The 18,519-nt window shown below is 67.6% G+C and carries 11 protein-coding genes and 2 tRNA genes; 10 read left to right on the forward strand and 3 right to left on the reverse strand.

The genetic code is table 11. The features are described 5' to 3' along the window. Positions 1-43 precede the first annotated feature (43 nt). The 3 genes from HBF32_RS00155 (at position 44) to HBF32_RS00165 (ending at position 2,639) form a co-directional block, all read left to right on the forward strand. A complete protein-coding gene (locus HBF32_RS00155) occupies positions 44-199 on the forward strand; it encodes a DUF3309 family protein (RefSeq protein ID WP_166697636.1) in 156 nt (51 codons plus the stop codon). 168 nt (positions 200-367) lie between these two features. Beyond that, positions 368-973: a DNA-3-methyladenine glycosylase gene (locus tag HBF32_RS00160; protein ID WP_193570306.1), complete on the forward strand. Its 606-nt coding sequence runs from the start codon at positions 368-370 to the stop codon at positions 971-973. Between the two features lie 91 nt (positions 974-1,064). After that, the gene (locus HBF32_RS00165; RefSeq protein WP_166697637.1) at positions 1,065-2,639 is read left to right on the forward strand and encodes a PAS domain-containing sensor histidine kinase; all 1,575 of its coding nucleotides are present in this window, start codon (positions 1,065-1,067) and stop codon (positions 2,637-2,639) included. A 62-nt stretch (positions 2,640-2,701) separates the two neighbouring features. On the opposite strand, the gene HBF32_RS00170 is transcribed toward HBF32_RS00165, so the two are convergent. Both HBF32_RS00170 and HBF32_RS00175 read right to left on the reverse strand, forming a co-directional pair. Then, a tRNA-Asn gene (locus HBF32_RS00170) sits at positions 2,702-2,778 on the reverse strand. Between the two features lie 47 nt (positions 2,779-2,825). Further along, the gene (locus HBF32_RS00175) at positions 2,826-3,371 is read right to left on the reverse strand and encodes a GspH/FimT family protein (protein WP_166700381.1); all 546 of its coding nucleotides are present in this window, start codon (positions 3,369-3,371) and stop codon (positions 2,826-2,828) included. 132 nt (positions 3,372-3,503) lie between these two features. On the opposite strand from HBF32_RS00175, the gene uvrB reads away from it, so the two are divergent. The 6 genes from uvrB (at position 3,504) to recD (ending at position 15,283) form a co-directional block, all read left to right on the forward strand. Then, positions 3,504-5,528, forward strand: a complete 2,025-nt coding sequence (gene uvrB / locus HBF32_RS00180; protein WP_166697638.1) for an excinuclease ABC subunit UvrB — start codon at positions 3,504-3,506, stop codon at positions 5,526-5,528. A gap of 89 nt (positions 5,529-5,617) precedes the next feature. Continuing rightward, positions 5,618-5,692: transfer RNA gene (locus tag HBF32_RS00185), tRNA-Val, on the forward strand. A gap of 112 nt (positions 5,693-5,804) precedes the next feature. Then, on the forward strand, positions 5,805-6,224 hold the full coding sequence (locus HBF32_RS00190) for a CopD family protein (protein ID WP_166697639.1): 420 nt from the start codon (positions 5,805-5,807) through the stop codon (positions 6,222-6,224). Between the two features lie 76 nt (positions 6,225-6,300). Next, complete coding sequence (gene recC, locus HBF32_RS00195; RefSeq protein WP_338039792.1) at positions 6,301-9,723, forward strand: exodeoxyribonuclease V subunit gamma; 3,423 nt, start codon at positions 6,301-6,303, stop codon at positions 9,721-9,723. Further along, a complete protein-coding gene (recB, locus tag HBF32_RS00200; RefSeq protein ID WP_166697640.1) occupies positions 9,720-13,367 on the forward strand; it encodes an exodeoxyribonuclease V subunit beta in 3,648 nt (1,215 codons plus the stop codon). Before recC ends, recB begins: the two co-directional genes overlap by 4 nt. Continuing rightward, positions 13,364-15,283, forward strand: a complete 1,920-nt coding sequence (recD, locus tag HBF32_RS00205; protein WP_166697641.1) for an exodeoxyribonuclease V subunit alpha — start codon at positions 13,364-13,366, stop codon at positions 15,281-15,283. The genes recB and recD overlap by 4 nt, the downstream gene beginning before the upstream one ends. A 91-nt stretch (positions 15,284-15,374) precedes the next feature. On the opposite strand, the gene HBF32_RS00210 is transcribed toward recD, so the two are convergent. Next, the gene (locus HBF32_RS00210; RefSeq protein WP_166697642.1) at positions 15,375-16,385 is read right to left on the reverse strand and encodes an NAD-dependent epimerase; all 1,011 of its coding nucleotides are present in this window, start codon (positions 16,383-16,385) and stop codon (positions 15,375-15,377) included. 232 nt (positions 16,386-16,617) lie between these two features. On the opposite strand from HBF32_RS00210, the gene thrS reads away from it, so the two are divergent. Then, positions 16,618-18,519 carry a threonine--tRNA ligase gene (gene thrS, locus HBF32_RS00215; protein ID WP_166697643.1) on the forward strand — a complete coding sequence of 634 codons (1,902 nt, stop codon included), beginning with the start codon at positions 16,618-16,620 and terminating at the stop codon, positions 18,517-18,519.

Genomic DNA, 18,519 nt, shown 5'->3' on the forward strand with positions numbered 1-18,519 from the left:
CGCGAGGATGCGGCTCACTGGCCCGTTGCCGGAGGAGACGTCCATGCTTTTCACCATTCTCATCATCGTCCTGATCCTCGCCCTTATCGGCGGCCTGCCCACCTGGGGTTATTCCAGCGCCTGGGGGTATGGCCCGAGCGGCGGTATCGGCGTGATCCTCGCCATCGTGCTCATCTGCTGGCTGCTTGGCGTATTCTGACCGGACCAGAAATACCGCTCGGAGTGCCCTCGTCGTGCCACGACCGCATCGTCCCGTACCCGACACCGAGAGGCCGCCACCCGGCACCTGGCCCCCGCCGTACGAACATGAGCCGGTGGAGCGGCCGGGTCCCGATCCGGATACCGACGGCGAGCCGGTGGAGCCCTGATGGCATCGCGTCGAATCCGCTGGCCCGGCAGCATCCTTCCCCGCTCCTTTTTCCACCGCGATGCACGCGTCGTCGCTCCCGAACTGCTCAACAAGGTGCTCGCCGGCGCCGACGGGCGGGCGGGGCGCATCGTGGAAGTGGAGGCGTATGTCGGTGCCATCGATCCGGCCGCGCACACGTTTCGCGGCAAGACAAAGCGCAACGCGGTGATGTTCGGGCCGCCCGGGCACATGTATGTGTATTTCACCTACGGGATGCACTGGTGCTGCAACACCGTCTGCGGCGACGAGGGCGAAGGCTCGGGCGTGCTCATCCGCGCGCTCGAACCGCTGGCCGGCATCGAGCGGATGCGCGAGGCACGCCCGAAGGTGCGGCGCGACAGGGAGCTATGCAGCGGACCGGCACGCCTGACCCAGGCGCTGGGCATCACCGGCGAACAGAACGGCATCGACCTTGTGCGCGCGCGCGACGGGTACACCGTGCTCGACGACGGTACGCCGCCCCCGGAAAACGTCCCCGGCTCGGCGCGCATCGGCATCCGGGAGGGCACGGACCTCCTCTGGCGCTGGCTCGTCGCGGGGAATCCGCACGTCTCCAGGGCCTGACCCCGCCCCGGCGATCCATGACGGTGAAGGACCCTTCACGGTTTCGCAGGTCTGCCGTGGTAACTTGCGCGGCCGGGGGGAAAGGGAAGCCATGAATCGCGACGATATCGACGAACTTCGGCGCAGCCACGAGCAATTCCGTCTGCTTGTACAAGGCGTGGCGGACTACGCCATCTACATGCTGGATCCGGAAGGCCGTGTGTCCAGCTGGAACTCGGGTGCCGAGCGGATCAAGGGCTACCGGCCCGAAGACATCATCGGCTCCCACTATTCCAGTTTCTATACGCCCGAAGACGTCTCGCGGCGCGAGCCCTGGAAGAACCTGACGGCGGCGAAGGAGCAGGGACGCCTGGAAACCGAGGGCTGGCGTGTCCGTAAGGACGGAACCCGCTTCTGGGCCCATGTGATCCTCGATCGCATCGACGACGACGACGGGAAGTTCGTCGGGTTCGCCAAGGTCACCCGCGACGTCACCGAGAAGCGTAACGCCGCACTCGCCCTCGAGCAGGCCCGCAATGCGCTTTTCCAGTCGCAGAAGCTCGAAGCCGTTGGCCAGCTGACCGGCGGCGTCGCGCACGATTTCAACAACCTGCTCATGGCCATCCACGGCAACCTCGACCTGCTCACGCAGGTGGAGAACATGCCGCCGAAGGCATGCACGCTGGTGGGTAACGCCTTGAGCGGCGTCCGCCGGGGTGTCGCGCTGGTGCAGCGCATGCTCGCTTTCGCTCGCCGCCAGCAGTTGCACCTCGTGCCGGTGAACCTGGCCGATCTGGTTTACGGGATGTCCGACCTGATGCGCACGTCGCTCGGCCCCGGCATCCTCGTCGAGGCCAGCTTTCCCTTGTCCCTGCCGCCTGTGCTGGCGGACGTGAACCAGCTGGAACTGTGCCTGCTCAACCTCGCGGTGAACGCCCGCGACGCGATGCCCGATGGCGGCACGCTGCGGATATCGGGGCGGCTGGAGGAAATATCCGATCCGGCCGGCCTTGGGCTTCCTTCCGGCGACTACGTGCATCTTTCCCTTGTCGACACCGGCGAAGGCATGGACGCGGCCACGCTGGAGCGAGCCACCGAGCCGTTCTTCACCACCAAGGGCGTGGGCAAGGGAACGGGGCTTGGCCTTTCCATGGTGCACGGCATCGTGCAGCAGTGCGGCGGCGCGTTGAGGCTTGGCAGTCGCCGGCCCGGAGGTACGACCGTGGATATCTGGCTGCCGCTGGCGACCCCGTTGGCGCCGTCGATCGCGGCGCCCGTCGGTACCGCACCGGCAGGCGGGGCTCAGGGTATCGGCGCGCCTGTCGAGGCTTCCGCCACGACGGCGGCCACTTCGATCCTTGTCGTCGACGACGATCCGCTGGTGTTGTCCACCACGGTGGAGATGCTCTGTTTCGAGGGCTACGACGCGGTAGGCGTCTCGTCGGCGCAGCAGGCGCTGAAGATGCTCGGCGAGTCGTCGGTCTCCGTGCTGGTCACCGATCATGCGATGCCCGGGATGACGGGCACGGAACTGGCCGTGCGCGTCGCCGAAACGTATCCCGGCATCCACGTGGTGCTCGCCAGCGGTTACGCGGAGATGCCCGAAAAGACGTCGGCGGTGCATGCCCGCCTGCAAAAGCCTTACGGCCGCTCGGACCTGCTGGCGGCCCTCCGGCAATCGTCGTAACGCGAACCTGCACATCCGGCAAAGAAAAAGGCCTGCATCGCTGCAGACCTTTTCAGAAAACCTGGCGCCCGAAGTTGGACTCGAACCAACGACCCCCTGATTAACAGTCAAGTGCTCTAACCGGCTGAGCTATTCGGGCGGGGAGCCACGTATTTTGTGGAACTGGGGAGGGGCTGTCAAGCGCCGTCAGCGCATCCGTGAAGAGTCGCCGGCGCACAGCGCGGCATCGGCCTGTGCCGCCGATTCGCGCCGGGGTTGGCCGGCATTCCCGACAACGACCGCCACGGCCGTGGCGGCATGCCCGCGTACGCAGAGGACGATCGTCTGGTTCGTGCCCGGCGATGTCCCGCTCGGCGTGAAATCGACCTTCGGGCGGCCCGGACGGCGGGTCGCGGCGAGTTTCGCGTGCAGGCGGGGGGTGGCGGTGAAGACATTCCCGTCCCCGTCCCCGTCCCCGGCATCCCGGCCGATCCAGCCGAGGGTCCAGTCCGCGAGCGGCGAGCAGGTGCGACCGTCGTCGCTTGCGCAGACCTGGGTCTCCCGGTCGCGCCACACGGCGGTGGACCGGGCCTTCTGAAGTGTCTGGACGAGATCGTCCACGGCCGCCCGCAGGTGATGGCGCGCGATGGCCTCGCCGAGGGCCGGCAGGGCCAGGCTCCAGAGGAGCGCGGCAATCAGCAGGACGACCAGGAGTTCCAGCAGGGTGAAGCCGTGAAGGCGCTGGCGACGCATGGATGGGTGGCCATGAAGGACGGGCCATCGACCTTGCCGGACATGGAGCCGGCCGGGCTATCGGTGCGGCGCATCACGGCGCGTAGTCTCGGGCGCTTTAAACTCGACGTCCAAACCAGCATATCGTCCTCCATGACCGATCGCTTCCAGCTCGTTTCCCCCTACAAGCCCTCCGGCGATCAGCCCGAGGCCATCGACCGTCTCGCCGAAGGGTTCGAGTCGGGGCTGGCCGCGCAGACCCTGCTCGGCGTGACCGGCTCAGGCAAGACCTTCACGATCGCCAACGTGATCGAAAAGGTCCAGAAGCCGACCATCGTGCTGGCGCCGAACAAGACGCTGGCCGCGCAGCTTTACGGCGAGTTCAAGGAGTTCTTCCCCCATAACGCGGTGGAGTACTTCGTCAGCTACTACGACTATTACCAGCCGGAAGCCTATGTGGTGGCCTCGGACACCTTCATCGAGAAGGATTCGAGCATCAACGACCATATCGAGCAGATGCGCCTTGCCGCCACGAAGGCGCTGCTGTCGCGGCGCGATTCGCTGATCGTCGCGACCGTCTCGGCCATCTACGGCCTGGGCGATCCGGAGGATTACATGAGCCTCCGCCTCATCCTGTCGCGCGGCGAGCATATCGAACAGCGTGCGCTGATCCGGCAGCTGACCGAGTTGCAGTACGTGCGCAACGAGATGGAACTGCGCCGCGGCACCTACCGCGTGCGCGGCGAGGTGGTGGACGTGTTCCCGGCGGAATCCGAATCCGAGGCCCTGCGCATCGAGCTGTTCGACGGCGACGTGGAGAACCTCTCCCTCTTCGATCCGCTGACCGGCGAAGTGCTGCGCAAGGTGCCGCGCTATACGGTGTATCCGAAGACGCATTACGCGAGCACGCGGCAGAGCGTGCTGAACGCGATGGAGACGATCAAGGTCGAACTCTCCGAGCGTCTGGAACAGCTATACCGCGATAACAAGCTGGTGGAAGCGCAGCGTCTCGAGCAACGCACGCGCTTCGACCTGGAGATGATGGCCGAGGTGGGTTTCTGCCAGGGCATCGAGAACTATTCGCGGCATATGACCCGGCGCGGCCCGGGCGAGCCGCCGCCGACCCTCTTCGACTACCTGCCGCCGGACGCGCTCATGGTGGTCGACGAATCGCACGTGACCGTGCCGCAGCTCGGTGCCATGTACAAGGGCGACCGTTCGCGCAAGGAGACGCTGGTGGAATTCGGCTTCCGCCTGCCGTCCGCGATGGACAACCGGCCGCTGCGGTTCGAGGAATGGGAACGCCGCGCGCCGCGCGCGATCTACGTATCGGCCACGCCGGCGAAGTACGAGATGGAGCGCTCGGACGACAACATCGTGGAACTCGTCGTGCGTCCGACCGGCCTGATCGATCCCGAGGTGGAGGTACGGCCGGTGCGTACGCAGGTCGACGACCTGCTCGGCGAGATCCACAAGCGTGTCGCCATGGGCGACCGCGTTCTGGTGACCACGCTGACCAAGCGTATGGCCGAGAACCTCACCGACTACCTGTCCGAGCATGAAGTGAAGGTGCGTTACCTGCATGCCGATATCGACACCGTGGAGCGCACGGAGATCATCCGCGACCTCCGCCTCGGCGAATTCGACGTGCTGGTGGGCATCAACCTCCTTCGCGAAGGCCTGGACATGCCCGAAGTGTCGCTCGTGGCAGTGCTCGACGCCGACAAGGAAGGCTTCCTGCGATCCACCCGCTCGCTGATCCAGACGATCGGCCGCGCGGCCCGTAACGTCCGCGGCAAGGCCATCCTCTACGCGGACGAGATCACGGGCTCGATGAAGGAGGCCATGGACGAGACGGCACGCCGCCGCGAGAAGCAGATGGAATACAACGCCGCCCACGGCATCACGCCGAAAACGGTGGTCCGCCGCATTGCCGACATCATGGAAGGCGCGCGTGCCGACGTGGGCTCGCGCGGTGGCAAGGGCAGGAAGGGCAGGGAGGCGAAGAAGGTGGCGGAGGAAGCCCCGGATTACGGCGCGCTTTCGCCGGAGCAGGTAGGGTCGACCATCAAGAAGCTCGAGGCCCGCATGTACAAGCACGCCCAGAACCTCGAGTTCGAGGAGGCCGGCAAGCTGCGCGACGAGATCCACCGCCTGCGGGAGAGGGCCCTGCGCTGACCGAGCGTCGCCCCTGCGAAGGCAGGGGCCCGGCGCTTTCCAGCCCTCTTGCACGCCCAGCCCGCCCCCGGTAAACTGCGCAGCTCTTCGGGCGGTTAGCTCAGCGGTAGAGCACTACCTTGACATGGTAGGGGTCACAAGTTCGATCCTTGTACCGCCCACCACTTTCCCTGGCGGCGAGTGGCACGAAGACCGCAAAAAGGAGCCGCTGGCTCCTTTTTTTGTGCCCGTCGCAGCGTGGGCTAAACTCGGCGCTTTCCCGACGGAGCGCAGCCGGTGGCCTACCTTCTCACCAAGTCCCTGCACATCGTGTTCGTCATCGCGTGGATGGCGACGGTGTTTTACCTGCCGCGGATCCTGGTGAACATCGCCGAGGCCGGCAACGAACCCGCCGTGAAGGCGCGGCTCGAACTGATGGGCCGCCGGCTCTACAAGTTCGGGCACAACATGTTCGGCCTGGCCTTCCTCTTCGGCCTCGTGCTCTGGCTGTATTTCCACGTCACCGGCGGCTGGCTGCACGCGAAGCTGGTCCTCGTGGCCCTCATGCTGGCTTACTACATCTGGACCGGGCGGCTGCTCAAGCGGAGCATCGCCGGCGGTGCGCTGCCTTCGTCGAAGACCCTGCGCATCCTCAACGAGCTGCCGGTGCTCGTGCTGATCGCCATCGTCTTCCTGGTCGTGGCGAAGCCTTTCTGAAGTCTCACTCGGGGAGACGCGGATCGGCGATGATTCCCATCGCGTCTTTCCGCCCTGGAGCCGCCCGTTGAGCGACGTGGACGACATGGTGCCGGGCCTGATGGTCCTGCATGGCAACCGCCTCGAAGAATTGCGCGACGTGCTGGTCGGCTGGCTGGCGCGTACGCCACTGCGTCCGCTGGAAGACGAGCGTGTGCTCGTTCAGTCCAACGGCATCGCGCAGTGGTTCCGCATGGCGCTTGCGCGCGGTCGCGACGAAGGCGGCCTGGGCATCGCCGCGGCGGTCGACGTCGAACTGCCGGGACGTTTCCTCTGGGAAGCGTATCGCGCCGTGCTGGGCCGCGACGCGGTACCGCAGGAGTCGCCGTTCGACAAATCCCGGCTGGTATGGCGGTTGATGCGCCTGCTGCCCGCCGTGTCGAACGAGCCCGGATTCGAACCGCTGGCGGCTTTCCTCGGCGACGGCGGGGATGCGCGTAAATGCCACCAGCTGGCGGAGCGCCTGGCGGACCTCTACGACCAGTACCAGGTCTATCGCGCGGACTGGCTCGACGACTGGGCGGCGGGACGCGATGTCGTTCGCGACGCCCGCGGCGGCGCACCCACCCTGTCGCCGGCGGATCGCTGGCAGTCCGAACTCTGGCGCCGCCTGCTGGCCGACGTCGGGGGGGAAGGGGCCCACGGTCATCGCGCCGCCGTGCATGAGCGTTTCCTCGCCGCCATCGCCGGTGCCACGGAGCGGCCGAAGGCGCTTCCGCGACGCATCGTGGTGTTCGGCATGTCGTCGCTGCCGCGACAGACGCTCGAAGCGCTGTCCGCCCTGGGCCGCTGGTCGCAGGTGTTGCTCGTTGTGATGAACCCCTGCCGGCATTACTGGGCGGACATCGTCGACGATCGCGAATTGCTGCGCGCCGAGCACCGCCGCCAGCAGGCCAAGCCCGGCGTGCCCGCATTGCCCTCGGACGAGGACCTGCACATGTACGCCCATCCGCTGCTGGCGGCCTGGGGCAAGCAGGGGCGCGATTACATCCGCCTGCTCGACGAATTCGACAACCCGGATACCTACCGCGAGCGCTTCACTGCCTGGGACCAGCGCATCGACCTCTTCGCGGAGCCGCGCACCGATACGCTGCTGGGCCAGGTGCAGGCGGCGATCCTCGATCTGGAGCCTCTCCCCGCGGAGCCGCACACCCTGGCGCAGGGCGATACGTCCATTGCCTTCCACGTGACGCACGGCCCCCAGCGCGAGGTCGAGGTATTGCACGATCAACTGCTGGCGCGCTTCGAGGAAGCGACCCGCAGGGGCGATCCGATCCTTCCCCGCGACGTGATCGTGATGGTTCCCGATATCGAAACGTACGGGCCGCATATCGACGCCGTCTTCGGCCGCGTGCCGCGCGACGATGCGCGCTACGTTCCCTACAGCATCGCCGACCGCACGGCACGAGGCACGGCGCCGATGGTCATGGCGCTGGACATGCTGCTGGCGCTGCCCGAATCCCGCTTCGGCGTGGGCGACATGGCCGACCTGCTCGACGTGCCGGCCGTGCGCGCGCGCTTCGGCATCGGCGAGGACGATATTCCGCTTCTCCATCGATGGATCGAAGGCGCGGGCATTCGCTGGGGCCTGGATGCGGCGCAACGATCGTCGCTGGGCTTGCCCGCTCTGGAACAGAACACCTGGATGTTCGGGCTGCGTCGCATGCTGCTTGGCTACGCGGCGGGACAGGGCGAGGCGTGGGGCGACATCGAGCCGTATGGCGAGGTGGGCGGACTGGACGCGACGCTGGTGGGCCCGCTGGCCGATCTTCTCGACGCGCTCGGCAACCATTGGCGCCGCCTCGCGGAGGCCGCGTCGCCCGCCGCGTGGGGCGAACGCCTGCGTGCTCTGCTGCGCGATCTGTTCGCGCCGTCGGACCCGGAAGACCGCATGCTGCACGAGCGCCTCCTCGACGCGCTGGAAGGCTGGGAGCGCGCGTGCGCGGAGGCATCGTTCGACCAGCCGCTGCCGGTGGACGTCGTCCGCGAAGCCTGGCTCGCTCCCTTCGACGAGGGTGGCCTTTCGAAGCGTTTCCTCGCCGGCGCCGTGAGCTTCGGGACGCTGATGCCGATGCGCGCCATCCCGTTTCGCCTCGTCTGCCTGCTCGGCATGAATGACGGCGACTATCCGCGCGCCCGGCCGCCGATGGACTTCGACCTCATGGCGCGGGGCGGGGCATGGCGTCCCGGCGATCGTTCGCGTCGCGAGGACGACCGCTACCTGTTCCTGGAAGCGTTGCTTTCGGCGCGCGACGCCTTGCACGTCGGCTGGGTGGGCCGCAGCGCCCGCGACAATGCCGAGCTCGCACCGTCGGTGCTCGTGGGGCAGCTGCGCGACTATCTCGCCGCAGGCTGGCGGACGGCGGAGGGCGGCGACGCGCTGCCGGCCCTTACCGTCGCCCATCCGCTGCAGCCGTTCAGCCGCGCCTATTTCCAGGAAGGCGACGCACGCCTGTTCACTTACGCGGGCGAATGGCGAGTCGCCCACGAAGCGCGCGACGAACATCGTGACGCGCCGCTCGATCCTCTGCCGGTGGAGCGGCCGCTGCCGATCGCCACGTTCCGCCGGTTCCTCCGGCATCCGGTGCGCGAGTTCTTCAACAGCCGGCTCGGCGTGCGCTTCGACGTTGCCGAGGCCGCGGGCGACGAGAACGAGCCGTTCTCTCTCGGCGGTCTCGACCGCTACGGCATGATCGACACGCTCCTGCGCGCGGCGCTGCGCGAAGAAGGCGGCGACCCGGTCATCGCCGTCACGAGGGCGAGCGCCCGGCTGCAACGCAGCGGCGTGCTGCCCATGGGTGGCTTCGCCGCGATGGCGCGGCGCACGCTGGAAGAAGCCGCGCGAGCCGTACACGTGCGCTATGTCGACGAGTGCGCAAGATGGCCCGTCGACGCCGGCAAGCGCGAGGTGAGCGTGTCGATCGACGGGCTGACGATCGAGGACTGGCTGGCGGGATTGCGCACGGACGGCGATGGTCATCTCGTGTCGCTGCGGGCTTCGCCCACCGCCGTCGTCGACAAGGAAGGGCGTCCCGCGGCTCACCGGCTGGTCGAGGCGTGGGTAGAGCATCTGGTCGCCCAGGCGGCGGGCATCGCCATCGAAACACGCTATGTCGGCCCGGACGGCACGATCGTCATGCCTCCGCTGCGTATGGACGCCGCGCAGGAGCGCCTGCTCCTCGTGGTGCGGATGTGGCGGGAGGGCATGCGCCGGCCGTTGCCCATTGCCCTGCGCACGGCGCTGGCATGGCTCGGCGAGGACGAGGCAAGGGCGGAGACGGCGGCGCGCACGGCCTACGGTCCCGCCGCGCCTGGCACGCGCATCCCGGGGGAGGTCGACAACGATGCCTACCTGCGCCGCGCCTTCCCCCAGTTCGGCGCATTGCTGGCGAGCGGCTTCGTGGACTGGTTGCCGGCCTATGCCGACTTCCTCGACGCGCTGCGCGTGGAGGCCGCATGAGTCCTTCGGTCGTGCCCCTCCATCCGGTGACGATGCCCCTCGATGGCATCCGGCTCATCGAAGCGAGCGCCGGTACGGGCAAGACCTGGACCATCGCGGCGCTCTACGTGCGCGCCGTGCTGGGCCATGGTCTGCCGCAACCGCTGCTGCCGCCGCAGCTGCTGGTGGTCACCTTCACCGAGGCAGCCACGCAGGAACTGCGCGAACGCATCCGCGCCCGGCTCGTCGAGGCGTCGGCCGCCTTTCGTGCCTCCGCCTCCAGAGAACCGTTCCTCGCGGAACTGATGGCCGTCTATCCCGCGGAAGCCCATCCGGGCTGCGCCCGGCGCCTGGAGCTCGCGGCGCAATGGATGGACGAGGCCGCCATCTTCACCATCCATGGGTGGAGCCAGCGCATGCTCACGCAGCATGCCTTCGGCAGCGGCCATGCGTTCGCACTCACGCTGGAGCCCGACGAGAGCGAGCTGCTGGCCGATTGCGTGCGCGACTACTGGCGCCAGGCGTTCTACCCGCTGGCGCCGCGCCAGGCCGAGGCCGTGCTGCAGGAATGGCGCTCGCCCGACGACCTGCTGCGTTCGCTGAAGCCGCTGTTCCATGGCGGCGAAGTGACCTTGCGCGTCGAGGGACAGATCCTCGATGCCGTGACGGACCCGCGTTCGCTGCTCGCGGCACGCGAGGCGTGGGAAGCGGAGAACGAGCGCCTGCTGGCCGAAGCCGCCACGGCATGGCGCGCCGATGTCGACAGGATCGAGACGCTGCTCGTCGATGCCTCGACGGCCAAGGTGCTCAACAACAACCGTTACCGTCCGGATCGGATGCCGGGGTACCTCGCGCCCTTGCGGCGCTGGGCGTTCGGCGGCGAGGTGACGGAAGAAGCATTGCAGCGCTTCACGGCGACGCGTCTCGGCGATGCCACCGGCAAGGGCAAGACGCGGCCCGAGCATCCGGCGTTCGCCGCGCTGGATGCCTGGGAGGCCGGGAACGAAGGAAAGGTCGAGATACGCCACGCCTTGCTGGCCGACGCGCTGGCCCGCGTGCGCGAACGTTTCGCGATGCAGAAACGGAAGCGTGCGCAGATCGGCTTCGACGACCTGTTGCAGCGCCTCGACCTCGCCCTGGGCGGCCCTGCCGGCGATATGCTGGCGGATACGATCCGCCGGCAGTTCCCCCTGGCGCTGATCGACGAGTTCCAGGATACCGATCCCGTCCAGTACCGTATCTTCAGCCGTGTTTACGCCGACGCGCCCGGCGTGGGCCTGTTGCTGATCGGCGATCCGAAACAGGCGATCTACGCGTTCCGCGGCGCGGACATCCATACCTATCTGTCGGCCCGCGCGCAGGCGCAGGCGCCGCATTACAGCCTGGACACCAACTTCCGTTCCACCGGGGACATGGTGGATGCGGTGAACGCCGTGTTCCTGCATGGCGAACGGCATCCCCATGGCGCCTTCCACTTCCCGCAGCGCGGCCTCCCTTTCGTCGCGGTGGAGGCGAAGGGCAGGGTGGAGCGGTTCGTGGTCGACCGGGAAACGCAGCCCGCGCTTCGTCTCTGGCTGCTCGACGACGAGATGCCGGTGGGCGTGCGGCACTACCGCGACCAGATGGCCGACGCATGCGCCAGCGAGATCGTGCGGTTACTGGAGGGCGCCCTGCGTGGCGGCACCGGTTTCGCGGACGGCGACGGGAACGTCGCTCCCCTGAAGCCGGCCGATGTCGCCGTGCTCGTGCGCAGCCGCGCCGAGGCGGCCCAGGTCCGCTCGGCGCTTGCCCAGCGTCATGTGCGCAGCGTGTTCCTCTCCGACCGCGATTCCGTGCTCGAGAGCGTCGAGGCCAACGACGTGCTCGCCTGGCTCCGCGCCGTGGCTTCGCCGGCCTCGGACACCGCGATGCGCGCGGCGCTCGCCACGCGCACGCTGGACCTCGGGTATGCCGAACTCGAGCGGCTCAACGTCGACGAGAGACACTGGGAGCAGCGCGGCGAACTGTTCCTCGCCCTTCGCCAGCTGTGGCAGCAGTCGGGTGTGCTCGCGATGCTGCACTCGCTGCTGCATCGCTTCGACCTGCCGGCGCGGCTGCTCGGCCGGGGCGGCGGCGAACGGGCACTCACGAACGTGCTCCACCTGGCCGAACTGCTGCAGCACGCGGCGTCGACGCTCGATGGCGAGCAGGCGCTCATCCGTCATCTCGCGGAACGCATTGCCGATACCGCCACCCACCACGGCGACGACCAGCTCGTGCGCCTGGAAAGCGACGACGACGTGGTGAAGGTCGTGACCATCCACAAGTCCAAGGGCCTGGAGTATCCGCTGGTGTTCCTGCCCTTCGTGTGTGCCAGCGGCGGCACGCATCCCGGACAGGCCACCTACCGTTACCACGACGGCACGGGTAACCAGCTGGAACTGGTGAGCAAGTCGAAGGGGGGCGAAGCGTCCGAGCGCGCCAAGGAGGCAGCCGACCTCGCCGAACTGCAGGAAGACCTGCGCCTGCTCTACGTGGCCATGACCCGTGCGCGGCATGCCTGCTACGTCGGCGTGGCGCCCGTCTGCCACAACAACGCGCGTACGCCGCAGGTGCATCGCAGTGCGTTCGGCCATTTGCTGGGTGGCGGGAAGGAGATCGCCAACGGTGCCATCGCGGGGCTGCTTCGCGAACTCGCGGACGGCACCCCGGCCATCCGCGTGGAATACATGCCACCTCCCGACGAGCGCCGCTACGTCCCGCCGGCGCGGGACGACGCCCCACGGCCGGCGCGCGAGCCCTCGATCGCACGCGCCAGGCCCTGGCGCATCGCCAGCTACAGTGGCCTGCGTCATGCCGACCACGTCGCCGCGCCGGAGACCGCCATCGACGACGTCATCGTCGAATACGCCACCGAGCCCGCCTTGCCCCGGCCGGTCGCCACCGGCATCCACGCGTTCGATCGCGGCGCGGAAGCCGGTACGTTCCTGCACGATCTGCTGGAGTGGATCGCAGGCGAAGGTTTCGCGTCGATCGCGGCCGACCGTGCCCGGCTGCGCGACGTGGTGGCACGCCGGTGCGAGCGGCGCAACTGGACCGCCTTCATCGACGTCCTCACCGACTGGCTGCTCGTCCTGCTTCGCACGCCGGTAGACCTGCCCGGCCATGGAAAGCTGGCGCTCGCGACGCTGGACGACCCTTCGCGTTATCGCGCGGAACTCGAATTCCTCTTCGAGTCGCGGGGCGTGGACACGCTGGCCCTGGATCGCATCGTCCGCGAGCACACGCTGGACGGCGAGGCGCGACCGCACCTGGCGTCGGATACCGTCAACGGCATGCTCAAGGGCTTCATCGACCTCATCGTCGAACACGACGGCCGGTGGTATGTCGTCGATTACAAATCGAACCAGCTTGGCCCGGACGAAACGGCGTACACGCCGGAGGCGATGCGCCGGTCCATCCTCGAGGCGCGGTATGAACTGCAATACGCGCTGTACCTGCTGGCGCTGCACCGCCAGCTGCGCAGCCGGCTGGGAGATGCCTACGATTACGACACCCACGTCGGCGGTGCCATCTACCTCTACCTGCGTGGCGTCGACGGCCACGGCCACGGCGTGCATGTCGAGCGGCCGACGAAGGCGATGATCGACGCCATGGACCACCTGTTCGAAGGAGGGTCCGCATGATCGCCGACAGCGGTACCTGGCTGGACCGCGCCCTCGCCGAGGGGCGCATCGATACCTTGGACCGCGCCTTTGCCCGCTTCCTGCGCGAGCTGGATCCGGCGGTCGATCCGCGCGTCCAGGTGGCCGCCGCGCTCCTCAGCCACGAGCTTGGCGAGGGGCACATCTGCATGCCGCTCGATACGCTGCGCGAGCGGGAACCCGAACTCGGCGATCCGGCGGACTTCCTGGGGACCGCCGATGTCGTGGCGCAGTCCGGCGGGGATGCCTCGGCGCCCCTGGTGCTCGAGAACGGCCTGCTCTACATGCGTCGCTTCTGGCGCGACGAGGCAAAGGTGGCCCAGGCGATCCGGGACCGCCTGGGCGAACGGGCCGCCAGCGTCGATCTGCGCAGCGAACTGGCCCGTCTCTTTCCCGACGAAGGCTTTCATCCGGACTGGCAGAAGGTGGCCTGTGCGATCGCGGCGCGCTCGGGCTTCGCGGTCATCACGGGCGGTCCCGGCACCGGCAAGACGACGACCGTGGTGCGCCTCCTGGGACTGCTGCAGACACTGGCGTTGCGCGATGGCGGAACGCGCCTGCGCATCCGCCTCGCCGCGCCGACGGGCAAGGCCGCCGCGCGGCTCAACGCGTCCATCGCGGGCCAGGTGGCGCAGTTGCAGGTGGATCCGGCCGTGAAGCAGGCGATCCCCGCCGAAGTGACCACCCTGCATCGCCTGCTCGGCAGCCGTCCGGACACGCGCGCGTTCCGTCATGACGCCGAGAACCCCCTGCACGTCGACGTGCTCGTCGTCGACGAGGCTTCGATGATCGATCTCGAGATGATGGCCGCCACGCTCGATGCGTTGCCGCCCGGTGCGCGCCTGGTGCTGCTTGGCGACAAGGACCAGTTGTCGTCGGTCGAGGCGGGCGCGGTCCTCGGCGACCTCTGCGCACGCGCGGAAGCGGGACACTATTCCAGCGCGACGCGCGACTGGATACGCGAGGTCTGCGACGAAGACGTCTCGGCGTGGACGGACGCCCCCCCGTCGTCCTTCCGGGGACAGGAACCCAGCGACCCGACCACCCTCATGGCGTCGCCACTCGACCAGCACATCGCCATGCTCCGCCACAGCCGGCGTTTCGGCAGCGACAGCGGCATCGGCGCGCTGGCCGCGGCGATCAACGACGGCGATGTGGGCAGGGCGCTCGCGGTGTTCGACGCGTTCGACGATCTGGCACTCGGCACGCCGTCGCCCGCCGCCATCGCCACGCTGGCCATCGAAGGCCGCGACGATGCTCCCGGTTACCGGCACTACCTCGACTGGATCGAGCGCGAACGGCCTCCCGTCGGGGCGGGCGACGACGACCTCGCCCGCTGGGCGCGCGGTGCGCTGCGTGCCTATGCGGGGTTCCAGTTGCTCTGTGCCACGCGTCAGGGCGAGCACGGCGTGCTCGCGCAGAACGCACGCATCGCGCAAGGACTGCGGGATCGGGGCCTGATCGAGGCCACCGGCGGCTGGTACGAAGGCCGGCCGGTGATCCTCACGCGCAACGATTACGCGCTGGGCCTCATGAACGGCGACGTGGGCGTGACCCTGTGGATTCCCGACGGGCAGGGCGGCATGGCCTTGCGCGTGGCCTTCGCCGTCATGGACGAGCGCGGCGGCGAACGCATCCGCTTTGTCGTGCCGAGCCGCCTCGCGGCGGTGGAGACGGTGTATGCGATGACGGTGCACAAGTCGCAGGGCTCCGAATTCGAACACACGGCGCTGACGCTTCCGCCCGAGCCGTCGCCGGTACTCACCCGCGAACTGGTGTACACGGGCGTGACCCGCGCGCGGCAATGGTTCACGCTGCTGGCGGTTCCGGCGATCCTGGGCTACGCCGCGCAGCGAAAGACGCAGCGTGCATCGGGTCTGCTGCGCCGGTTGCTCTGACGCGCGTTGTCTCGCCGCTGTAGCGGCTCCTGCAGGAGGCCTCGCCGCTTGAGGCTTTGTAGGAGTCGCTATAGCGGCGAGGGTTGGCCCCTCAGCCTATCCCGTGATAGACCCTATACCAGGCCGCAAACTTCGCCAGGCCCTCGTCGATCGACGTCGAGGGTGCGTATCCGACATCGCGGCTCAGCGCCGACACATCGGCCCACGTATCCGGCACGTCGCCCGGCTGCATCGGGAGCAGGCGCTTCTCGACGGTACGCCCGAGGTGCTTCTCCAGCGTCGCGATGAAGTCCAGCAACTGCACCGGCTCGTCGTTGCCGATGTTATACACGCGGTACGGCGCGGCAGACGTGCCGGGGTTCGGGGAGACCGGGTCGTACGAAGGATCCGGCGTCGCAGGATGGTCCAGCGTGCGGATCACCCCTTCGACGATATCGTCGATATAGGTGAAGTCGCGGCTGTGCTGACCATGGTTGTACACGTCGATCGGTTCGCCGCGAACGATCCGGTTGGCGAACAGGATCGGCGACATGTCCGGGCGTCCCCATGGCCCGTAGACGGTGAAGAAACGCAGCCCCGTCGTCGGCAGTCCGAACAGGTGGCTGTACGTATGCGCCATCAGCTCGTTCGACTTCTTCGTGGCCGCGTAAAGGCTCACCGGATGGTCCACCGCGTCTTCCACCGCGAAGGGCATCTTGCGGTTCGCACCGTAGACGGAGCTGGACGAGGCGTACACGAGGTGACCGACCTGGTGCCGGCGGCAGGCCTCGAGCACGTTGACGAAACCGACGAGGTTGCTCTGCACATAGGCGTGCGGATGGGTGAGCGAATAGCGTACGCCTGCCTGCGCGGCGAGGTTCACCACGCGCTCGGGCTGGAAATCGGCGAAGGCGCGATCGACGGCGGCCTGTTCTGCCAGGTCCGCGCGCAGGTGGGTATACCTCGGGTGCGTGGTGAAACGGGCGAGACGGGCTTCCTTGAGCGCCGGGTCGTAGTAGTCGTTGTGGTTGTCGAAGCCGAGCACGGTGTCGCCGCGCGCGAGCAGGCGCTCGGTGAGGGCCGAGCCGACGAATCCGGCGCTGCCGGTGACCAGGATGCGCATGGGGGAGAGACCTGGGAGCGGGGAGACGGCAAAGTGTAACGGACGCCGCATTTGACACGGCAGCGGGCCTGAACTAGTTTTCGCCCGATATCCATGCAACGAAGGTGGCCCGCGGCAACGCCGGCCGAGTGTGCGACATGCGGACTACGCGCTTCCCAACCTGAGCCCCCGCCACGTCTTCGTCATCCCGAAGGGCGCCTGGCGCCCTTTTTGTTTGTCCGGAATACCATCCATGATCCAGATCACGCTCCCCGACGGCAGCCAGCGTCCGTTCGACCACCCCGTTTCCGTGCAGGAGGTTGCCGCTTCCATCGGTGCCGGCCTCGCCAAGGCCACTCTCGCCGGCAAGGTGGACGGCAAGCTGGTGGACGCCAGCTACACCATCGACCGCGATGCGGCCCTCGAGATCGTCACCGAGAAGAGCCCCGAGGCCCTGGACATCCTTCGTCATTCCACGGCCCACCTGCTGGGCCAGGCCGTGCAGCGCCTGTTCCCGGGGGCGCAGGTCACCATCGGTCCCGTGGTGGACAACGGCTTCTACTACGACTTCGCGTACGAGCGTCCGTTCACGCCGGACGACCTCGAGGCCATCCAGGCCGAAATGGAGAAGATCGTGAAGGAGCAGATCCCGGTCACGCGTTCGGTGAAAAGCCGCGACGAGGCGATCCGGTTCTTCCGTGGCATGGGCGAGGAATACAAGGCGCAGATCATCGAGTCCATCCCCGCCAACGAGGAGCTGTCGCTCTACACCCAGGGCGAGTTCACCGACCTCTGCCGCGGTCCGCACGTGTCCAATACGGGCAAGCTGCGCGCCTTCAAGCTGATGAAGGTGGCTGGCGCCTACTGGCGCGGCGATTCCAACAACGAGATGCTCACCCGCATCTACGGCACCGCCTGGCTCAACGACAAGGACCTCAAGGCCTACCTGCTCCAGCTGGAGGAAGCGGAGAAGCGCGATCATCGCCGCATCGGCAAGCAGCTCGACCTGTTCCACCAGCAGGAAGAGGCGCCGGGCATGGTCTTCTGGCACCCGAAGGGCTGGGCCATCTGGCAGGCCGTGGAGCAGTACGTGCGCGGCGTGTACCGCAAGAGCGGTTACAAGGAAGTGCGCGGCCCGCAGATCATGGACGTAAGCCTGTGGAAGAAGTCCGGCCATTGGGACAACTACCAGGAAAACATGTTCTTCACCGAGTCGGAGAAGCGCACCTACGCGCTGAAGCCGATGAACTGCCCGGGCCATGTGCAGATCTTCAACACCAGCCTGCACAGCTACCGCGACCTGCCCATCCGCTACGGCGAGTTCGGCGGCTGCCACCGCAACGAGCCCTCGGGCGCGCTGCACGGGATCATGCGCGTGCGCGCCTTTACCCAGGACGACGGCCACATCTTCTGCACCCCGGCCCAGATCGAGGAAGAGGTCGCGGCCTTCCATGCCCAGGCCATGAAGGTGTACGAGGATTTCGGTTTCAACGATATCGCGATGAAGATCGCCCTGCGTCCGGACAAGCGGATCGGCTCGGACGAGGTCTGGGACAAGGCCGAGCACGCCTTGCGCGCGGCCCTCTCGGCGGCGGGCGTGGCCTGGGAAGAACTGCCGGGCGAGGGCGCGTTCTACGGCCCGAAGATCGAGTACCACATGAAGGACTCCATCGGCCGCGCCTGGCAGGTAGGCACGATGCAGGTGGATTTCATGATGCCCGAGCGCCTGGGCGCCGAGTACGTGGACGAGCATAGCCAGCGCCAGCATCCGGTGATGCTGCACCGGGCGATCGTCGGCTCCATGGAGCGCTTCATCGGCATCCTGATCGAGCACCACGCGGGCTTGCTTCCCACCTGGCTCGCCCCCATCCAGGCCGTGGCGTTCAGCATTACCGACGCCCAGGCCGATTATGTGCGTGAAATCGTGCAAGCCCTTGTCGGACAAGGCTTCAGGGTGGACGCCGATTTGCGCAATGAAAAGGTCGGATATAAAATCCGCGAGCATACGTTGCAGAAGGTCCCCTATCTCATCGTGGTCGGCGACCGCGAGCGGGAAACCGGTACCATTTCCGTGCGTACCCGCGGTGGCGAAGACCTCGGCAGCATGCCGCTGGCTCAATTCGTCCAACGTTTGGAAGCCGAGACCCGCCAATAA

It is taken from the genome of Luteibacter yeojuensis (assembly GCF_011742875.1).
In the GTDB taxonomy this organism is placed as follows: domain Bacteria; phylum Pseudomonadota; class Gammaproteobacteria; order Xanthomonadales; family Rhodanobacteraceae; genus Luteibacter; species Luteibacter yeojuensis.

Coding starts and splice junctions, on each gene's coding strand:
- thrS (WP_166697643.1), top strand. CDS start 16,618: ATGATCCAGATCACGCTCCCCGACGGCAGCCAGCGTCCGTTCGACCAC.
- HBF32_RS00210 (WP_166697642.1), bottom strand. CDS start 16,385: ATGCGCATCCTGGTCACCGGCAGCGCCGGATTCGTCGGCTCGGCCCTC.
- recD (WP_166697641.1), top strand. CDS start 13,364: ATGATCGCCGACAGCGGTACCTGGCTGGACCGCGCCCTCGCCGAGGGG.
- HBF32_RS00175 (WP_166700381.1), bottom strand. CDS start 3,371: ATGCGTCGCCAGCGCCTTCACGGCTTCACCCTGCTGGAACTCCTGGTC.
- recB (WP_166697640.1), top strand. CDS start 9,720: ATGAGTCCTTCGGTCGTGCCCCTCCATCCGGTGACGATGCCCCTCGAT.
- uvrB (WP_166697638.1), top strand. CDS start 3,504: ATGACCGATCGCTTCCAGCTCGTTTCCCCCTACAAGCCCTCCGGCGAT.
- HBF32_RS00155 (WP_166697636.1), top strand. CDS start 44: ATGCTTTTCACCATTCTCATCATCGTCCTGATCCTCGCCCTTATCGGC.
- HBF32_RS00160 (WP_193570306.1), top strand. CDS start 368: ATGGCATCGCGTCGAATCCGCTGGCCCGGCAGCATCCTTCCCCGCTCC.
- HBF32_RS00165 (WP_166697637.1), top strand. CDS start 1,065: ATGAATCGCGACGATATCGACGAACTTCGGCGCAGCCACGAGCAATTC.